Here is a 16,472-nt window from a genome sequence, read left to right on the forward strand (position 1 = left end):
TACCCAGGCGCTGCTGTCGGCGGTGCCGGTGCCGGACCCGACCCTGCGCGACCAGAAGGCGATCATCCGGCTCACCGGTGACGTCCCCTCGCCGATCAGCCCGCCCTCGGGCTGCCGGTTCCGCACCCGGTGCTGGAAGGCGCAGGACGTCTGCGCCGAGCAGGTCCCGCTGCTGGAGATCCGCTCCGGCTCGGACCACCCGAGCGCCTGCCACTTCGCAGAGAAGCGCGAGATCGTCGCCACCCACGAGGCGTGAGCCTCCCGGGCTGACCGACACCGACCGCCTGCCAGCGTCCACCCGACGCCGGCAGGCGGTTCGTCGTCTCCGCCCCGCCTTGGCGGTGGCCCGGCGGGGGCGGGGGCGTTCGGTGGGGTGGGGGTTACAGCGGGCCGCGCCCGGCGCGGAGCAGCAGCAGGGCGAGCTGGGTGCCGTCGGCGCCGAGGGACTGGCGGAACCGCTCCAGGATCTCCCGCTCCCGGCTGAGCACCAGCCGGGTGCCGCCGGAGGCCATCCGGGTCGCCCCGACCTCCTGGGACAGGGCGGCCCGCTCCTGCCACAGCTCGATCAGAGTGCGGTCGATCTCGTCGATCCGCTCCCGGATGGCGACGATCCGCGCCGCAGCCGCCGAGTCGTCGGTCCCGGTCGCCCCGCCGGCCGTCGAGGCCGGTTCCGTCGTGCCGTCGACGGCCGGCCCGTCGGCCCCCTGCTCGTCGCCCGGCCGGGACTGTGCCACGCCGCCGCTCTGCTCCACCACGTCTGTCATCATCGCCGTACCCCTCGGACGTCGGGCCCGGTGCCCGGATCCCGGGACGGAAAAGCCCCGGGCTCTCCGAGCCCGGGGCTTTTCGTAGGTCTGATCTGATCAGGCGCGACCCACGGCTGCCGGACTCCCGGTGCCGTAGTAAAAGTAGAAGCGCTGACCGAACACGCCGTCGAGTATGCCCACCCGCCGGCCCGCTCCGCAAGGATTCGCGCCGGGTTCACGGGGATTCGCGGCGGGAAGGGCCCCTCCTCCCCCACGCCAGGCGGGGAGAAGGGGCCCTCGCGCACACCTCAGCCGAGGCGGGTGATCCGGTCGGCGGTGCCCGGTGCCACCGGGGCGCCCGCGCCCAGGTACGACACCAGGGCGTCGACGTCGAAGCCGGGGGCGGTGGTGCGGCCGGTGCCGCCCGCCAGCTCGGTGAAGCCGTCGCCCCCGTTGGCCAGGAAGTCGTTCGTGGTGACCCGGTAGCTGGCGGCGGGGTCGACCGGGGTCCCGTTCAGCGCCAGGGCGCTCACCCGGGAGCCGGCCGGGGCGGTGCTGTCGTACGAGTAGGTCAGGCCGGCGGAGACCTGGAGGATCCGCTGGGCCGTCTGCCCGTTGAAGCCGGGGAACTGCTGCTCCAGCACGTTCCTGAGCTGGGCCCCGGTGAACGTCTGGGTGACCACCAGGTTGTTGAACGGCTGGATGCTGAACGCCTCGCCGTAGGTCACGTCGCCCGGCGCCTCGCCGCCGGCCGACGCCCCGTACGACAGGGAGGCCCGGACGCCGCCCGGGTTCATCAGGGCGATCTGCGCCCCGTCGCCGGCCGTGTACGCGAGCTGCGCGTCGGCGATCACGTCGCCGAGCGGGCTCTCGCCGTTGGGCCGGACGTCCCGGACGATGTCCGCGCTGATCTTCCCGACCACCCGGTTGGCGATCGGGGCGACCGCCGTGCGGTACTTGTCGGACAGTGCCTTCGCGCCCGCGTCGACCAGCGCGGGGTTGCGGGCGAACACGCCGGGCGCGCTCTGCTGCCAGGTGCCGTCGGCGTTGCGGACGCCGTTCTCGACGACCACGTTGCGGGCGGAGATCCCGGTGAACCGGCCGGAACGGCGGTCCAGCGAGTAGTCCACGTCGGTGATGAGCTGGCCGTTGGTGCCGGCGCTGGTGACCACGCTCTGCTGGCCCGCCGAGTTCGGCAGCGAGCAGGAGTAGAAGCGGTGGGTGTGGCCGGAGACGACCAGGCCGAACTCCGGTCGCAGGCCGCGCACGATGTTCACGATCGGGCCGGAGAAGTTGGCGCAGTCGGAGACGCCCGGGGTGCTCGGCGGCGGGGACTGCGCGCCGCCCTCGTGCACCAGCAGCACCATTGCCTTGACGCCGAAGAGCTTGAGCAGCCCGCCCCACTTGTTGGCGGTCTCCACCTCGTCCTTGAAGGTGACGGAGGTGATGCCGGCGGGGTTGACGATGCCCGGGGTGCCCTCCAGGGTGACCCCGACGAAGCCGACCGGCACGCCGCCGACGAACTTGACGTCGACCGGGGGCAGGATCGGCAGGCCGGTCTTCTTGCTGATCGTGTTGGCCGCGAGGTAGGTGAACTTCGCGCCGGCGAAGCCGTCGCCGTCCTGGCAGCCGTCGACCGGGTGGCAGCCGCCCTTGTTGAGCCGGATCAGCTCGTTGACGCCCTCGTCGAACTCGTGGTTGCCGACCGAGCTGACCTGGAGCCCGATCTCGTCCATCAGCTCGATCGTCGGCTCGTCGTGGAACGCGGCGCTGACCAGCGGAGAGGCGCCGATCAGGTCGCCGGCGCCGACGGTGGTGCTGGTCCGCCCCTCGGCCTTCGCCTCGGCGCGGAGTTTCTTCAGCCAGGTGGCGAGGTACTCCACGCCGCCGGCCGGGGTGCCGTTGACGGTGGCGCCGCTGCCGCCGGGCGGGTCGATGGCGCCGTGGAAGTCGTTGTAGCTCAGGAAGTTGCCCTTGACCTCGCCGCCGAGGGGCTTGGCGTAGGAGACCGAGACCGGGGCGAGGGCCGCCCAGGGGTCGGCGGCCGGGGCCGGCGCGGGCCGCGTGGCGGCCGGCAGTGTGGCGACGACGGCCAGTGCGAGGGCCGGCGCGGCGAGGTGACGCAGCGCCGCCCGACCGCGCGAGCGCGGTTGACTCATGGTTTTTCTCCCAAATCGTGTACGGGGGAGGATCCGGGGTTTCCCGGCCATCGTCGTGGATCGGGGACGGCGGCGCCAGAGCCGGTCGGGTGACGGGTTGGTCTCTTCGGGCTGCGCGCCGGGCCACGGGGCGGCGGCGGGCGGGGCGGTGAGTCGGGAAGTGTCCGCCGGGCGGCATAGACTCGCCCTGCGATGCAGCCTCTCTTCGACATCCCCGCGTCCCCGCCCGCGCCCGAGCCCGCGTCGGCCCCGCCCCGCCGCCCCGGGCCGCCCGCCCGACTCGACCCGCAGGCCCTGGTGGAGGGCCTGAACGGGCCCCAGCGCGACGCCGTCACCCACGCCGGGTCGCCGTTGCTGATCGTGGCCGGGGCCGGCTCCGGCAAGACCCGGGTGCTCACCCACCGGATCGCGTACCTGCTCGCCGCCCGGGACGTGCACCCCGGCGAGATCATCGCGATCACCTTCACCAACAAGGCCGCCGGCGAGATGAAGGAGCGGGTGACCCATCTGGTCGGCCCGCGCGCCCGGCTGATGTGGGTGTCGACGTTCCACTCGGCCTGCGTGCGGATCCTGCGGGCCGAGCACGAGCACGCCGGCCTGAAGTCGACCTTCTCGATCTACGATGCCGACGACTCCCGCCGGCTGATGCAGCTCGTCGCCCGCGAGCTGGACCTCGACCCGAAGCGCTACCCGGCGCGCGGGCTGGCCGCCCAGGTGTCCAACCTGAAGAACGAGCTGGTCGACCCGGAGGAGTTCGCCGGGCGGGCCAAGGGCCCCAACGAGCGGGCGCTCGCCGAGGCGTACACGCTCTACCAGCGGCGGCTGCGTGAGGCGCACGCGCTGGACTTCGACGATTTGATCATGACGACGGTGCACCTGCTCCAGTCGCACCCGCACGTCGCGGAGAGCTACCGCCGCCGGTTCCGGCACGTCCTGGTCGACGAGTACCAGGACACCAACCACGCCCAGTACACCCTGATCAAGGAGCTGGTCTCCGGCACCGAGGGGATCGAGCCGGCCGAGCTGTGCGTGGTCGGCGACGCCGACCAGTCGATCTACGCGTTCCGGGGCGCGACGATCCGCAACATCCTGGAGTTCGAGCGGGACTTCACCGACGCCCGGACGATCCTGCTGGAGCAGAACTACCGCTCCACCCAGACCATCCTGAACGCCGCCAACGCGGTGATCGACCGGAACACCTCCCGCAAGCCCAAGCGGCTGTGGAGCGACGCGGGCGCGGGCGAGCAGATCGTCGGGTACGTCGCGGACACCGAGCACGCCGAGGCGGACTGGGTGGGCCGGGAGGTCGACCGGCTGGTCGACGACGGGGCCGCCCGCCCCGGCGACGTGGCGGTCTTCTACCGCACCAACGCCCAGTCCCGGGTCTTCGAGGAGGTGTTCATCCGGGTCGGCCTGCCCTACAAGGTGGTCGGCGGGGTGCGCTTCTACGAGCGCAAGGAGGTCCGCGACGCGCTGGCCTACCTGCGCGCGGTGGTCAACGACGACGACACGGTCAGCCTGCGCCGCATCCTGAACACCCCCCGCCGGGGCATCGGCGACCGGGCGGAGGCGTGCGTCGAGGCGCTCTCCAGCCGGGACCGGATCTCCTTCGGCGCGGCGCTGCGCCGGGCCAAGGACGCCCCGGGCATCTCCAGCCGGGCGGCCAACGGCATCGGCGACTTCGTCGCGCTGCTGGACGGGGCGCGGGAACTGGCCGAGACCGGCACTCCGGAGGAGGTGCTGGAGGCGCTGCTCACCCGCTCGGGCTACCTGACCGAGTTGGAGGAGAGCCTCGACCCGCAGGACGCCGGCCGGGTGGACAACCTCCAGGAGTTGGTCAGCGTCGCCCGGGAGTACACCGAGCGGATCGAGGCGCTGGGCGCCGAGGGGGAACGGGCCACCGTGGCCGGCTTTCTGGAGCAGGTCGCGCTGGTGGCCGACGCCGACCAGGTGCCCGCGGACGATCCCGACCACCAGGGCGTGGTCACCCTGATGACGCTGCACACCGCCAAGGGGCTGGAGTTCCCGGTGGTGTTCCTCACCGGGCTGGAGGACGGCGTCTTCCCGCACCTGCGCTCGCTGGGCGACACCCGGGAACTGGAGGAGGAACGCCGGCTGGCGTACGTCGGCATCACGCGGGCCCGGCAGCGGCTCTACCTGTCCCGTTCGGTGACCCGCTCGGCGTGGGGGCAGCCGGCCTACAACCCGCCGTCGCGGTTCCTGGAGGAGCTGCCGCCGGAGCTGGTCCGCTGGGAGCGCACCGAGGGGACGTACACCTCGTGGGCCGGGGGTGGTGGCGGCGTCGGCGGTCGCGCGGACCGCGCGCCGCGCGCCGGCGGCTTCGCCGGGGGTACGCCCAAGGCGGCCCAACTGGCCAAGCGGCTCGGCGTGGACGGCAGCCGGCTGGCCACGGCCAGCGAGCTGCCCCAGGGGCCCAAGGTGGCCGCCGGGGACCGGGTCAACCACCAGCGGTACGGCCTGGGCCGGGTGCTCGCCGTGGAGGGGCACGGCCCCGGGGCGCGGGCGCAGATCGACTTCGGCGACCAGACGATGTGGCTGGTGCTGCGGCACGCCCCGATCGACAAGCTCTGACCCGCCCGGCGGCCGGGCCGGCGTGCTGCCGGTCCGGGCCGCCGGACGGGCCGGGTGCCCGGGTGCGGGCGCCCCGGGCTGCGGGCGGTCAGCAGGCCACGTCGATGCCCCGGGCGCGCAGGAACGGCGCGGGGTCGACCTGGTTCCACATCTGGCCCTGGTGCACCTCGAAGTGCAGGTGCGGGCCGGTGGAGTCGCCGGTGGAGCCCTCGTAGCCGATGACCTGTCCCGCCTTGACCCTGTCGCCGACGCTGACGGCGGTGCGGCTCTGGTGGGCGTAGTGGGTCAGGTAGCCGTTGCCGTGGTCGACGAAGACGGAGATGCCGTACCCGTCGCCGACGTCACCGGCCTTGACCACGGTGCCCGCGGCGGCGGCGTGGATCGGGGTGCCGGCGGGCAGGGCGAAGTCGATGCCGGCGTGCAGGGTGCCCCACCGCTGGCCGTAGCAGGAGGTGATCTGGGCGCCCGCCATCGGGATGACCCAGGACGGCGTGGGCCTGCTGGTCTTCTTCGGCGTGGGCTTCGGCTTGGCCTTGGGCTTCGTGGTGACCTGCTTCGTCGGGCTGTCGCTGGCGCTGGCGTTCGACGGGCTCGGCGACGGCGTGGTGGGGCTGGCCGACGGGGCGGCCGGGGTGGCCGATTCGCGGACGGAGCGGTCGGCCCGGGCGGCGGCCTCGGCGCGGGCCTGGGCGTCGAGCGCCACGGCGGCCGGGGTCGGCGAGCCCCCGCCGCCCGTGGTGGCCACGGCGACGCCGGCGAGGCCGAGCCCGACCAGGGCCGTCGCGCCGATCACCAGGGCCCGTCCGCCGGGCCGGGAACGCAGTCGGTGGCGGGTCGGCGCGTCGGGGGTGCTCTCGTTGCGGTTGTTCTCTTCCTGCACGGCGGGGACCTTCACGTCTTCGAGGGGCAGGGACCTCGAAATCCTGATGTTTGCGCTGGTGGCCGGTGGGTAGGGGCGGGGTTCCAGCGGCCCTTCCGCAGCCGGCTCCCGCCCGTTGCGTCCCGTCCCGGGCTGCTCCGTCCGGATAAGTGATCATGGTCGACGTGTCGTCGGTCACATCTGCCGGTGTGGCGTAGCAGACATTCGGGCTGCGGGGGCGACGAAAAACCGCCCGGATCGACTGATCCGGGCGGTCAATGGGCGATACGCAGCGTCAGGAAGCGGCTACGTCCCCGTAAAATGCCTCGACTTGCATCTTGATGTCCACTCCGCGGTCCTGGAGCCACGGCACCGGGTCCAGCGGGTCCCCGTTGACATGGATCTCCAGGTGCAGGTGCGAACCGTAGGAGTGTCCGGTGTTGCCGACCAGGCCGAGCTGGTCGCCGGCCTTGACCTGCTGGCCCTCCTTGACGGTCACCGCGGAGGAGTGGCCGTAGATGGCCTCGCTGCCGTCGGCGTGCTTGACGATGACCGCGTAGCCGTAGCCGCCGAACCAGCCGGCCTTGGTGACGGTGCCGTCGTGGATGGCGACGTAGGGGGTGCCCTCCGGGGCGACCAGGTCGACGCCGGTGTGCAGCTTGCCCCAGCGCATGCCGTAGGGCGAGTTGAAGTCGTAGCCCTGGAGGGGCAGGAGCCAGACGTCCCGCTCGGTGGAGGCCTTCGTCTCCGCCCGGCTGTCACGCGAGGCCCGCTCGGCGGAGTCCGCGCGGGCGGCGGCGTCCTGGCTGGTGATGGAGGCCTGCTTGAGCTCGTCGAGGACCGACGGGCTCACGCTCTTGGCGTCCGGCAGGGCGCCCGCGCCGAGCGCGACCAGGCCGGCACCGACGAACGCGGTGGTGACGACGGCGGCGTAGCGGCTACGCGGGGGGGTGGGTACGCGGCGGCGGCCGCGATATCGATCGGGCTCAGACGACAGGCGCTGGCGCACGCACACCCTCCGTTGTCGGGGTTCCGAAGCGGTCGGCCGGCGCCCCGTGAAGCGGTGGTGAACGTCGGCTGGCCGCGTCGTCACCCGTCCGTGGACCTGATGACAACCGTGGTCACGTTAGCCAACCACCTCGCCGCTCACAAGCCAGACGGGGGAATTGGCGTGTCGATCTGTCCGCCTGCGTACGCTATTGTCCCGTCTCGTCACGGTGGGCGATGCCCTTGTCGCTGCCCGTTCGTCGCGCAGGGTGACGTTGCCCACCGGATGTCCGACCTCGGCCCGCACCCCCTACGCTCTCCCCCTGTGTGGACGCCCGGATTCCCTGGTCTCGGCCGGTCGGGTTACCGTTCGTTCAGGTGACAGTCGTTGCGCCCGAAAGGTGTCCGCTGATGAGCTCTCGTATCCGGGTCGTCGTCGCGAAGCCGGGCCTCGACGGCCACGACCGCGGGGCGAAGGTGGTCGCCCGTGCCCTGCGGGACGCCGGCATGGAGGTCATCTACACCGGCCTGCACCAGACCCCGGAGCAGATCGTGGAGACCGCGATCCAGGAAGACGCCGACGCCGTCGGGCTCTCCGTGCTGTCCGGGGCGCACATGACGCTGTTCCGGCGGGTCATCGAGCTGCTCGGTGAGCGGGACGCGCGCGACATCGTCGTCTTCGGTGGCGGCATCATCCCGGACGCCGACCTCCCCGAGCTGGAGCGGCTCGGCGTCGCGAAGGTCTTCACCCCGGGCGCGACCACCCAGTCGATCGTGGAGTGGGTCCGGGCCAACGTCGCCCAGCCGGTCGGCTGACCCGGCGGTCGCCACCCTCCCCCGGACACGGGGGAGGGGCCGGACGCACCCCTCACACGTCCGGCCCCTCTATGCACGATGCCCCGCCGCCACCCCTCGACCGACAGGGCATCGGCCGTCTCCCGCCGTCGCGCTGACCAGCAGCGCTCCGACATCTGACTCAACGAGGCCCTGGCCGGGGGGTTACGCGGCCCGCCGAACATCGTCGGCAGGAATCCCACGGCTCCCGCCCGCCGCCCGCCCGGCCCTCACCGCCGGCTCCACCGCCCGGCCGGTCCAACGGGGACGCCTGCGCCCACGGGACCGTCTCCGGCCCACCGGTTGACCGCGCGGGACCGCCCGGGTCGGGTGCGCACGGGGCCGATGGGCCCGTTGTGGATTAGGGCACACCGCGCACCCGCTCGGTTGCCGGCCGTGCCGACCTCGCTAGGCTGCGCCCAATGGCCTGTTTCAACTGATGACAGGCGTCAAACTGTTTTCACACGCTGGTGGCGGCGCGACGGCGCGCCGCGGAGACGGGACGGGACGCGCAATCGTGGACCTGTACGAGTACCAGGGGCGGGACCTGTTCGAGCGGCACGGCTTGCCCGTGCTCGCCGGCGGCGTCGCCAACACCCCGGAGGAGGCCCGCGCGATCGCCGAACGCCTCGGCGGTCGGGTGGTCGTCAAGGCACAGGTGAAGGTCGGCGGCCGAGGCAAGGCCGGCGGCGTCAAGCTGGCCGAGGGCGCGGATGAGACGGTGGCCCGCGCCACCGACATCCTCGGCATGGACATCAAGGGTCACACGGTCCACAAGGTCATGATCACGGTGACCGCGGACGTGGCCGAGGAGTACTACTTCTCGTACCTGCTGGACCGGGCGAACCGCACCTTCCTCTGCATCGCCAGCGTCGCCGGCGGCATGGACATCGAACAGGTCGCCGCCGAAACCCCGGACAAGGTCGTCAAGGCCCCGATCGACGCCGTCAAGGGCGTGGACGAGGCCAAGGCGCGCGAGATCGTCACCGCCGCCGGTTTCCCGGCCGAGGTCGCCGACCAGGTCGTCGACGTCGCCGTCGCGCTGTGGCAGGCGTTCGTCGCCGAGGACGCCACGCTGATCGAGGTGAACCCGCTGGCCAAGACGGGCGACGGCAAGCTGCTGCTGCTCGACGCCAAGGTGACCCTGGACGAGAACGCCGGGTTCCGGCACCCCGACCACGAGGCCCTGGTCGACCAGGCCGCGGTGGACCCGCTGGAGCAGGCCGCCAAGGAGAAGGACCTCAACTACGTCAAGCTCGACGGCGAGGTCGGGATCATCGGCAACGGCGCGGGCCTGGTCATGTCGACCCTCGACGTGGTCGCCTACGCGGGCGAGCGGCACGGCGGCGTCAAGCCGGCCAACTTCCTCGACATCGGCGGTGGCGCCAGCGCCGCGGTGATGGCGAACGGGCTGGAGATCGTCCTGTCCGACCCGTCGGTGCGCAGCGTGTTCGTCAACGTCTTCGGCGGCATCACCGCCTGCGACGAGGTCGCCAACGGCATCGTGCAGGCGCTGGCCCTGCTGGAGCAGCGCGGCGAGAAGGTCACCAAGCCGCTCGTGGTCCGCCTCGACGGCAACAACGCCGAAGCCGGTCGGGCGATCCTCGACGGCGCGAACAACCCGCTGGTGCAGCGGGTCGACACCATGGACGGCGCGGCCGAGCGGGCCGCCGAGCTGGCGGCTGCGGGGGTCTGATCATGGCTATCTGGCTGACCAAGGACTCGAAGGTCATCGTGCAGGGGATGACCGGTTCCGAGGGTTCCAAGCACACCCGGCGGATGCTCGCCGCCGGCACGAACGTCGTCGGCGGCACCAACCCGCGCAAGGCGGGCCAAACCGTGGACTTCGACGGCACCGCGCTGCCGGTCTTCGCGACCGTCGCCGACGCCATGGCCCAGACCGGTGCCGACGTCACGGTGATCTTCGTCCCGCCGCAGTTCACCAAGGCCGCCGTGATCGAGGCGATCGACGCGGAGATCCCGCTGGCCGTGGTGATCACCGAGGGCGTTCCGGTGCACGACACCGCCGCGTTCTGGGCGTACAACGTGGCCAAGGGGGAGCGGACCCGGATCATCGGGCCGAACTGCCCGGGCATCGCCTCGCCGGGTGCCTCCAACGCCGGCATCATTCCGGCCGACATCACCGGCACCGGCCGGATCGGCCTGGTCAGCAAGAGCGGCACGCTGACCTACCAGATGATGTACGAACTGCGCGACATCGGCTTCTCGACCTGTGTCGGCATCGGCGGCGACCCGATCATCGGGACCACCCACATCGACGCCCTGGCCGCGTTCGAGGCCGACCCGGACACCGACGCGATCGTGATGATCGGCGAGATCGGCGGCGACGCCGAGGAGCGGGCCGCCGACTTCATCAAGGCGAACGTCACCAAGCCGGTGGTCGGCTACATCGCCGGCTTCACCGCCCCGCCCGGCAAGACCATGGGCCACGCCGGCGCGATCATCTCCGGCTCGGCGGGCACCGCCGAGGCGAAGAAGGAGGCGCTGGAGGCCGTCGGCGTGAAGGTCGGCAAGACGCCGACCGAGACCGCCAAGCTGATGCGGGAGATCATGTCCGCCGGCTGAGCCGCCGCGTGACGCGCCGAGGGGGTCGACCAGGCCGGTCGACCCCCTCGTCCTGTCGGGTCACCTGTTCCAGAACGGGTAGTTGCCGCTCGCCCGCAGGATCGCGCTGCCGATAATGTTGATCACGCCGAAGGCGATGGCGAGGTAGCCCAGCACCGGCGACTGGCCGTACCGTTTGGCGTCCCGGACAGACAGGTATCCGAAGACGATGCCGAGGATGCCGCAGCAGATCAGGCCCAGGACGATGCCGAGTACGCCCCACAGCGTGGTGCGGTCCCGGCCGGCGGCCGGCGGCGGCGGATACGGAGCGTTCACGGTTACCTCCGAGCGGTCTCCGTCGGCCTGTCCCAGCATGCCGACGCCGGCCGGCACCTGAGACAGGCGACGACAGGAAGTTCGTGTCCTGGGCCGAGGCTAGACCGGATCGGGGGCGGTAAGTCGGTGGATCACGGAACTTGCGGCCGGTCGGGGGCGGTATCGGACTGCCCCCGGCGGCGCGGCATGCCAGAGTAGACCCGATGTCCTCCGTCACCCCTGACCAGCCCCGCCGTCCGGCCACCGGGGTGGGCGCCGACGACCGGCCCGCCGGCCGCCCCCCGCGTCCCCGGGTGCCCGCGCCCCGGGCCGGGGAGGCCCGCCGCAGCCGGGCGCCGCTCGCGGTCGCCGCCGGGGTCGCCGCCGCCTGGGCCGCGCTCACGTCGTACCTGCCGGTCGCGCTGGTGCTCGGGCTCGCCCAACTCAGCGAGGACGCCGGCTCCGTCGCCGGGGCGCTGCGCGCTGGCCTGGGCGGCTGGCTGCTCGGTCACGGGGTTCCGCTGGCCACCGACGCCGGCCCGGTCGGCCTGGCCCCGTTGGCGCTCACCGGGCTGGCGGTCTGGCGGCTGGTCCGGGCCGGGGTGCACACCAGCCGGGCGATCGGGGCCCGGGGCGGACGCTCGCCGCGCCAGGCGCTCACCGCGGCCGGCGCGGTCGGCGTCGGGTACGCGTTGCTCGGCACGCTCGCCGCGGTGCTGGCCGGCGTCGGCGGGCCGGCGGTGTCCCCGGTCCGCGCCGGCGGAACCTTCGCGATCTTCGGCGCGCTCGCGGCCCTGGCCGGGACGGCGCGCACCACCGGCGTGGCCGGCCTGCTCGTCGAGCGGGCGCCCGCGCCGGTGCGGGACGGGGTGCGCACCGGCCTGGTCGCCGGGCTGCTGCTGCTCGGGGCGGGGGCCGGAGCAGCCGGGCTGGCGATCGCCACCGGCGGCGGGGACGCCGCGGACATGATCGGGGCGTACCGCACGGGGGTGGCCGGGCAGGCCGGGATCACCCTGGTCAGCCTCGCCTACGCGCCGAACGCCACGGTCTGGTCCGCCAGCTACCTGCTCGGCCCCGGGTTCGCCGTCGGCGCCGACACCGCCGTACGCACCAGCGAGGTCTCGCTGGGCGCGTTGCCGGCCGTGCCGCTGCTGGCCGGCCTGCCCAGTGGGCCGGTGGAGGGCTTCGGGGCGGCCCTGCTCGCGATCCCGGTCCTGGCCGGCATGGCCGCCGGCTGCCTGCTCGCCCGGCGGCTGCTGCGGCTGGCCGCCGAGGACCGGGCGGAGGTGGCCTGGCCGGCCCTGCTGGTCCCGGCGGCCCTCGCCGGCCCGGTCGCCGGGCTGCTGCTCGGGGTGCTCGCGGGGGCCTCCGGCGGGCCGCTCGGCGGGGGGCGGCTGGCCGAGATCGGCCCGGTCCCGTGGCAGGTGGCCGGGACGGCCACGGCGGTGGTCGCGGCCGGCGCCCTGCTCGGCGCCGCCGCCACCCGCTCCCTGTCGAAGGGGAAGAGTCCCTCCTGACGCCGCCGGTGGAGCCGGGTTCCCCGCCCACCAGCCCTCGGCGGGACCGGCCCGTCGCGCACCAGCCGGCGACGGCGACGGCGACGCGCCGGCGGCGGGCGCCTGGCGGGCCGAGGACGCCTGGCTGAGGGGCGCCGGACGCGCCGAGGGGCGCCCCGGAACGGTCCCGGAGCGCCCCTCGGTGGTGCCGCCGACTCAGGTGGTCGGCAGGCTGACGTTCGCCACGATGTTGAGGATGAACAGCACGATGCCGAGCCCGGCAGCCACCGCACCGCAGATCAGACCGGTCTTGGCCTGGCTGTCGTTGCTGGCCAGGCCCTGGGCCGCCTTCTGCCGGCCGAGGTAGCCGGTGACCACTGCGGCGATGCCGACCGGGACGCCCAGGTACAGGCAGCAGACCAGCGGGATCGACGCGATGCCGAGGATCATCGACACCAGGCCGAGGGTGTTCTGCTGGCCCGGCGACTGCGGATAGCCGGCGTTCGGGTAGCCCGGCGCGGCCCCGTAGGGCTGCTGGGCGTACGGGTCCTGCCCGTACGGCTGGCCCGAGATGGGCTGCCCGTACGGCTGCCCCGACGTCGGCTGCTGCCCGTACGGCTGACCGGAGGTCGGCTGCTGCCCGTACGGCGCCGGCGGTTGCTGGCCGTACGGGTCCTGCCCGTACGGCTGGCCCGATGTGGGCTGCTGCCCGTACGGCGCCTGCGGAGGCTGGGCGTACGGGTCGTGGTACTGCGGCTGGTTCGGGTCGTGGGGCTGCTGGCCGTACGGATCCTGACCGGGCTGCATTCGCTGGTGCTCCTTGACTGAGGCTGCTGTCAGTAGCTGGTGGTGCTGGTCTCCGCACCCATGATCGCCCCAATGCCGCCCAGCGCGCAGCACACGATGGCGATGACGTACCAGGCGATGCCGACGATCAGGGCCCACTTGGACCACTTCTTCGACTCGGCCGCCGCCGCCTGCGCGCCCGCGTAGTCGCCCTGCTGGATGAGCGGGTTGACCTTCGAGGCGTTGATGATGGCGGGGATGGCCAGCGGCCAGAAGAGGAAGATGGCCACGATGGACATCGTCATGTTGTTATTGATCTGTTGCGGTTGGGGGGACTTGTAGTCGGGCTGCATCTGGGCCTACTCCTCTAATCCATCGACACAACGCATGTGTCGGGTCACTGACGGGTGCGGGGCCCGGCTTGCGCCGGGCACCGAGCGACCGGCAGCGTACAGGGTGGCGGCGACAGCGGAGGTCACCAATTTGCCACTGTCCGGATCCTGGTCGCCCGCGCCGGCCTGCCCGCCCACGCGCGGACGGCCCTGACCTGCCCGATAGGGTGGCGGCGTGACCGAGCCCGCGTCCGTCGCCCGCATCGTCGTCCTCGTCTCCGGCTCCGGCAGCAATCTCCAGGCGTTGCTCGACGCGGCCGGCGACCCGGCGTACGGGGCCCGGGTGGTCGCCGTCGGCGCGGACCGGGACGGCATCGCCGGGCTGGACCGGGCCGCCGCCGCCGGGGTGCCGACATTCGTCGAGCGGGTCAAGGACCACCCCACCCGGGCGGACTGGGACGCCGCGCTGACCGCGCAGGTCGCCGCGCACCGGCCCGACCTGGTGGTCTCGGCCGGCTTCCTCAAGCTGGTCGGCCCGAACTTCCTGGCGGCGTTCGGCGACCGCTACCTCAACACCCACAACACCCTGCTGCCGGCGTTCCCCGGCATCCACGGTCCCCGGGACGCACTCGCCTACGGGGTGAAGATCACCGGGGCCACCCTCTTCTTCGTCGACGCCGGGATGGACACCGGCCCGATCGTCGCCCAGGTCGCCGTGCCGGTGCTCGACGACGACGACGAGGAGACGCTCACCGAGCGCATCAAGTCCGCCGAGCGGCGCCAGCTCGTCGAGCAGGTCGGCCGCCTGGTCCGCGAAGGTTGGACGATCACCGGAAGAAAGGTCACCTTTCCGTGAGTGCCACTGAGGCCGAGCGCCGCCCGATCCGGCGGGCGCTGGTCAGCGTCTACGACAAGAGCGGCCTGGTCGAGCTGGCCCGGGCCCTGCACGCGGCCGGCGTGGAGCTCGTCTCGACCGGCAGCACCGCGTCGACCATCGCCGCCGCCGGGGTTCCGGTGACCCCGGTCGAGTCGGTGACCGGCTTCCCCGAGATCCTCGACGGCCGGGTGAAGACCCTGCACCCGGCGATCCACGGCGGCCTCCTGGCCGACCTGCGCAAGGACTCGCACGCCGCCCAGCTCGACGAGCACGGCATCGCGGGGATCGACCTGCTGGTGTCCAACCTCTACCCGTTCCAGGCCACGGTCGCCTCCGGCGCCGGCGTCGAGGAGTGCGTGGAGCAGATCGACATCGGGGGCCCGGCGATGGTCCGCGCCGCCGCCAAGAACCACGCCTCGGTGGCCGTGGTCACCGACCCGGCCGGGTACCCGGCCGTGCTGGCGGCCCTCGGCGAGGGCGGGTTCACCCTGGCCCAGCGCCGGGCGCTGGCCGCCCGCGCGTTCGCCGCCATCGCCGAGTACGACGTGGCCGTGGCCGAGTGGTGCGCGGTCGCCCTGGCTCCGGACGCGCAGGGGTGGCCGGAGTTCGCCGGGCTGGCGCTGCGCCGCGGGCCGGTGCTGCGCTACGGCGAGAACCCGCACCAGGCCGCCGCGCTCTACGCCGACCCGAGCAGCCCCGCCGGGCTGGCCCAGGCCGAGCAGTTGCACGGCAAGGAGATGTCGTACAACAACTACGTCGACGCGGACGCCGCGTGGCGGGCGGCGAACGACTTCGCCGGCCAGCCGGCGGTGGCGATCATCAAGCACGCCAACCCGTGCGGGATCGCGGTCGGCGGCGATGTCGCCGAGGCGCACCGCCGGGCGCACGCCTGCGACCCGGTGTCGGCGTACGGCGGCGTCATCGCGGTCAACCGGCCCGTCTCCGTGGAGCTGGCCCGGCAGGTGGCCGACATCTTCACCGAGGTGCTGGTCGCGCCCGAGTTCGCCCCCGGCGCGGTGGAGATCCTCCAGGGCAAGAAGAACATCCGGCTGCTGCGCGCCCCGGCGTACGCCCCGCTGCCGGCGGAGTGGCGGCAGGTCACCGGCGGCATCCTGGTCCAGTTGGCCGACCGGATCGACGCCGACGGCGACGACCCGGCCAACTGGCGGCTGGCCACCGGCGAGGCGGCCGACGAGGCGACCCTGCGCGACCTGGCGTTCGCCTGGCGGGCGGTACGCGCCGTGAAGAGCAACGCGATCCTGCTGGCCAAGGGCGGCGCGACCGTCGGGGTCGGCATGGGCCAGGTCAACCGGGTCGACTCGGCGCAGCTCGCGGTCACCCGGGCGGGCGCCGAGCGGGTCGCGGGCTCGGTCGCCGCGTCGGACGCGTTCTTCCCCTTCGCCGACGGCCCGAAGATCCTCATCGAGGCCGGGGTGAAGGCGATCGTCCAGCCGGGCGGCTCGATCCGCGACGAGGAGGTGATCGCCGCCTGCAAGGAGGCCGGCGTCACCATGTACCTCACGGGCACCCGCCACTTCTTCCACTGACCGTTTCCCCGCTGCGTGCCGCAGCGCCCGGCCGCCCAGGCCGCCCCGGGCGCTGCCACGATCATGGAGTTGTGGTGCCCCGCGAAAGGGTGGAAAGGCGGCATGCCGCCCACCACGACTCCATGATCGGCGAGGGCTAGGGGGTGGGGCGGAGCTCGGCGAAGTGGCAGGCCGACGGGTGGGGATCGGCTGCGCGGGGGACCGCGTGGGGCTCCTCGCGGGCGCAGACCTCCTGGGCCTTCCAGCAGCGGGTGCGGAAGCGGCAGCCGCTCGGCGGGTCGGCCGGGCTGGGGACGTCACCGGTGAGCCGGATCATGTTGCGGTTCTCGCGGGCGTCCGGGTCGGGCACCGGCACCGCCGACAGCAGCGCCTGGGTG

16 protein-coding genes are annotated in these 16,472 nt (G+C 73.3%); 8 read left to right on the forward strand and 8 right to left on the reverse strand.

The genetic code is table 11. The annotated features are described in order from the left end of the window. A partial coding sequence (locus tag C5N14_RS02640; RefSeq protein WP_371685788.1) for an oligopeptide/dipeptide ABC transporter ATP-binding protein occupies positions 1-256 on the forward strand: 256 nt, incomplete at its 5' end. A 124-nt stretch (positions 257-380) separates the two neighbouring features. Here the strand turns inward: C5N14_RS02640 and C5N14_RS02645 are convergent. Both C5N14_RS02645 and C5N14_RS02650 read right to left on the reverse strand, forming a co-directional pair. Continuing rightward, positions 381-767: a chorismate mutase gene (locus C5N14_RS02645; protein WP_117665204.1), complete on the reverse strand. Its 387-nt coding sequence runs from the start codon at positions 765-767 to the stop codon at positions 381-383. A 287-nt stretch (positions 768-1,054) separates the two neighbouring features. Next, a complete protein-coding gene (locus C5N14_RS02650; RefSeq protein ID WP_117665205.1) occupies positions 1,055-2,905 on the reverse strand; it encodes a bifunctional UDP-sugar hydrolase/5'-nucleotidase in 1,851 nt (616 codons plus the stop codon). A gap of 192 nt (positions 2,906-3,097) precedes the next feature. On the opposite strand from C5N14_RS02650, the gene pcrA reads away from it, so the two are divergent. Continuing rightward, entirely contained in the window at positions 3,098-5,497 is a 2,400-nt protein-coding gene (pcrA, locus tag C5N14_RS02655) for a DNA helicase PcrA (RefSeq protein ID WP_117665206.1), read from the forward strand. An 88-nt stretch (positions 5,498-5,585) separates the two neighbouring features. Here the strand turns inward: pcrA and C5N14_RS02660 are convergent, their stop codons facing one another. After that, on the reverse strand, positions 5,586-6,377 hold the full coding sequence (locus C5N14_RS02660) for a M23 family metallopeptidase (protein ID WP_117665216.1): 792 nt from the start codon (positions 6,375-6,377) through the stop codon (positions 5,586-5,588). A 274-nt stretch (positions 6,378-6,651) separates the two neighbouring features. After that, positions 6,652-7,365 carry a M23 family metallopeptidase gene (locus tag C5N14_RS02665; protein WP_117665207.1) on the reverse strand — a complete coding sequence of 238 codons (714 nt, stop codon included), beginning with the start codon at positions 7,363-7,365 and terminating at the stop codon, positions 6,652-6,654. A gap of 389 nt (positions 7,366-7,754) precedes the next feature. Between C5N14_RS02665 and C5N14_RS02670 the strand changes: the two genes are divergently transcribed. The 3 genes from C5N14_RS02670 (at position 7,755) to sucD (ending at position 10,763) form a co-directional block, all read left to right on the forward strand. Beyond that, on the forward strand, positions 7,755-8,159 hold the full coding sequence (locus C5N14_RS02670; protein ID WP_117665208.1) for a cobalamin B12-binding domain-containing protein: 405 nt from the start codon (positions 7,755-7,757) through the stop codon (positions 8,157-8,159). Between the two features lie 535 nt (positions 8,160-8,694). Continuing rightward, the gene (gene sucC / locus C5N14_RS02675) at positions 8,695-9,873 is read left to right on the forward strand and encodes an ADP-forming succinate--CoA ligase subunit beta (RefSeq protein ID WP_117665209.1); all 1,179 of its coding nucleotides are present in this window, start codon (positions 8,695-8,697) and stop codon (positions 9,871-9,873) included. 2 nt (positions 9,874-9,875) lie between these two features. After that, a complete protein-coding gene (sucD, locus tag C5N14_RS02680) occupies positions 9,876-10,763 on the forward strand; it encodes a succinate--CoA ligase subunit alpha (RefSeq protein WP_117665210.1) in 888 nt (295 codons plus the stop codon). Positions 10,764-10,823: 60 nt separating this feature from the next. Here sucD and C5N14_RS02685 read toward each other — a convergent pair whose 3' ends face one another. Beyond that, positions 10,824-11,078 (reverse strand): hypothetical protein, encoded by a 255-nt coding sequence (locus C5N14_RS02685; protein WP_117665217.1) that lies wholly within the window; start codon positions 11,076-11,078, stop codon positions 10,824-10,826. Positions 11,079-11,281: 203 nt separating this feature from the next. Here C5N14_RS02685 and C5N14_RS02690 point away from each other — a divergent pair, with 203 nt between their 5' ends. Next, on the forward strand, positions 11,282-12,574 hold the full coding sequence (locus C5N14_RS02690; protein WP_117665211.1) for a DUF6350 family protein: 1,293 nt from the start codon (positions 11,282-11,284) through the stop codon (positions 12,572-12,574). 195 nt (positions 12,575-12,769) lie between these two features. Here the strand turns inward: C5N14_RS02690 and C5N14_RS02695 are convergent, their stop codons facing one another. Beyond that, the gene (locus tag C5N14_RS02695; RefSeq protein WP_117665212.1) at positions 12,770-13,360 is read right to left on the reverse strand and encodes a DUF4190 domain-containing protein; all 591 of its coding nucleotides are present in this window, start codon (positions 13,358-13,360) and stop codon (positions 12,770-12,772) included. Between the two features lie 29 nt (positions 13,361-13,389). Continuing rightward, positions 13,390-13,644 (reverse strand): CD225/dispanin family protein, encoded by a 255-nt coding sequence (locus C5N14_RS02700; RefSeq protein WP_243639082.1) that lies wholly within the window; start codon positions 13,642-13,644, stop codon positions 13,390-13,392. A 262-nt stretch (positions 13,645-13,906) separates the two neighbouring features. On the opposite strand from C5N14_RS02700, the gene purN reads away from it, so the two are divergent. Both purN and purH read left to right on the forward strand, forming a co-directional pair. Next, complete coding sequence (purN, locus tag C5N14_RS02705; RefSeq protein ID WP_117665214.1) at positions 13,907-14,527, forward strand: phosphoribosylglycinamide formyltransferase; 621 nt, start codon at positions 13,907-13,909, stop codon at positions 14,525-14,527. Further along, entirely contained in the window at positions 14,524-16,095 is a 1,572-nt protein-coding gene (purH, locus tag C5N14_RS02710; RefSeq protein WP_117665215.1) for a bifunctional phosphoribosylaminoimidazolecarboxamide formyltransferase/IMP cyclohydrolase, read from the forward strand. Before purN ends, purH begins: the two co-directional genes overlap by 4 nt. Before the next feature lie 136 nt (positions 16,096-16,231). Here the strand turns inward: purH and C5N14_RS02715 are convergent. Further along, positions 16,232-16,472, reverse strand: a 241-nt coding sequence (locus C5N14_RS02715) for an oligopeptide/dipeptide ABC transporter ATP-binding protein (RefSeq protein WP_371685789.1), incomplete at its 5' end; no start/stop codon positions are given.

Source organism: Micromonospora sp. MW-13, assembly GCF_003434305.1.
Classification (GTDB): Bacteria; Actinomycetota; Actinomycetes; order Mycobacteriales; family Micromonosporaceae; genus Micromonospora.

Coding starts and splice junctions, on each gene's coding strand:
- C5N14_RS02645 (WP_117665204.1), bottom strand. CDS start 767: ATGATGACAGACGTGGTGGAGCAGAGCGGCGGCGTGGCACAGTCCCGG.
- C5N14_RS02670 (WP_117665208.1), top strand. CDS start 7,755: ATGAGCTCTCGTATCCGGGTCGTCGTCGCGAAGCCGGGCCTCGACGGC.
- C5N14_RS02690 (WP_117665211.1), top strand. CDS start 11,282: ATGTCCTCCGTCACCCCTGACCAGCCCCGCCGTCCGGCCACCGGGGTG.
- C5N14_RS02695 (WP_117665212.1), bottom strand. CDS start 13,360: ATGCAGCCCGGTCAGGATCCGTACGGCCAGCAGCCCCACGACCCGAAC.
- C5N14_RS02700 (WP_243639082.1), bottom strand. CDS start 13,644: ATGACGATGTCCATCGTGGCCATCTTCCTCTTCTGGCCGCTGGCCATC.
- sucD (WP_117665210.1), top strand. CDS start 9,876: ATGGCTATCTGGCTGACCAAGGACTCGAAGGTCATCGTGCAGGGGATG.
- C5N14_RS02650 (WP_117665205.1), bottom strand. CDS start 2,905: ATGAGTCAACCGCGCTCGCGCGGTCGGGCGGCGCTGCGTCACCTCGCC.
- pcrA (WP_117665206.1), top strand. CDS start 3,098: ATGCAGCCTCTCTTCGACATCCCCGCGTCCCCGCCCGCGCCCGAGCCC.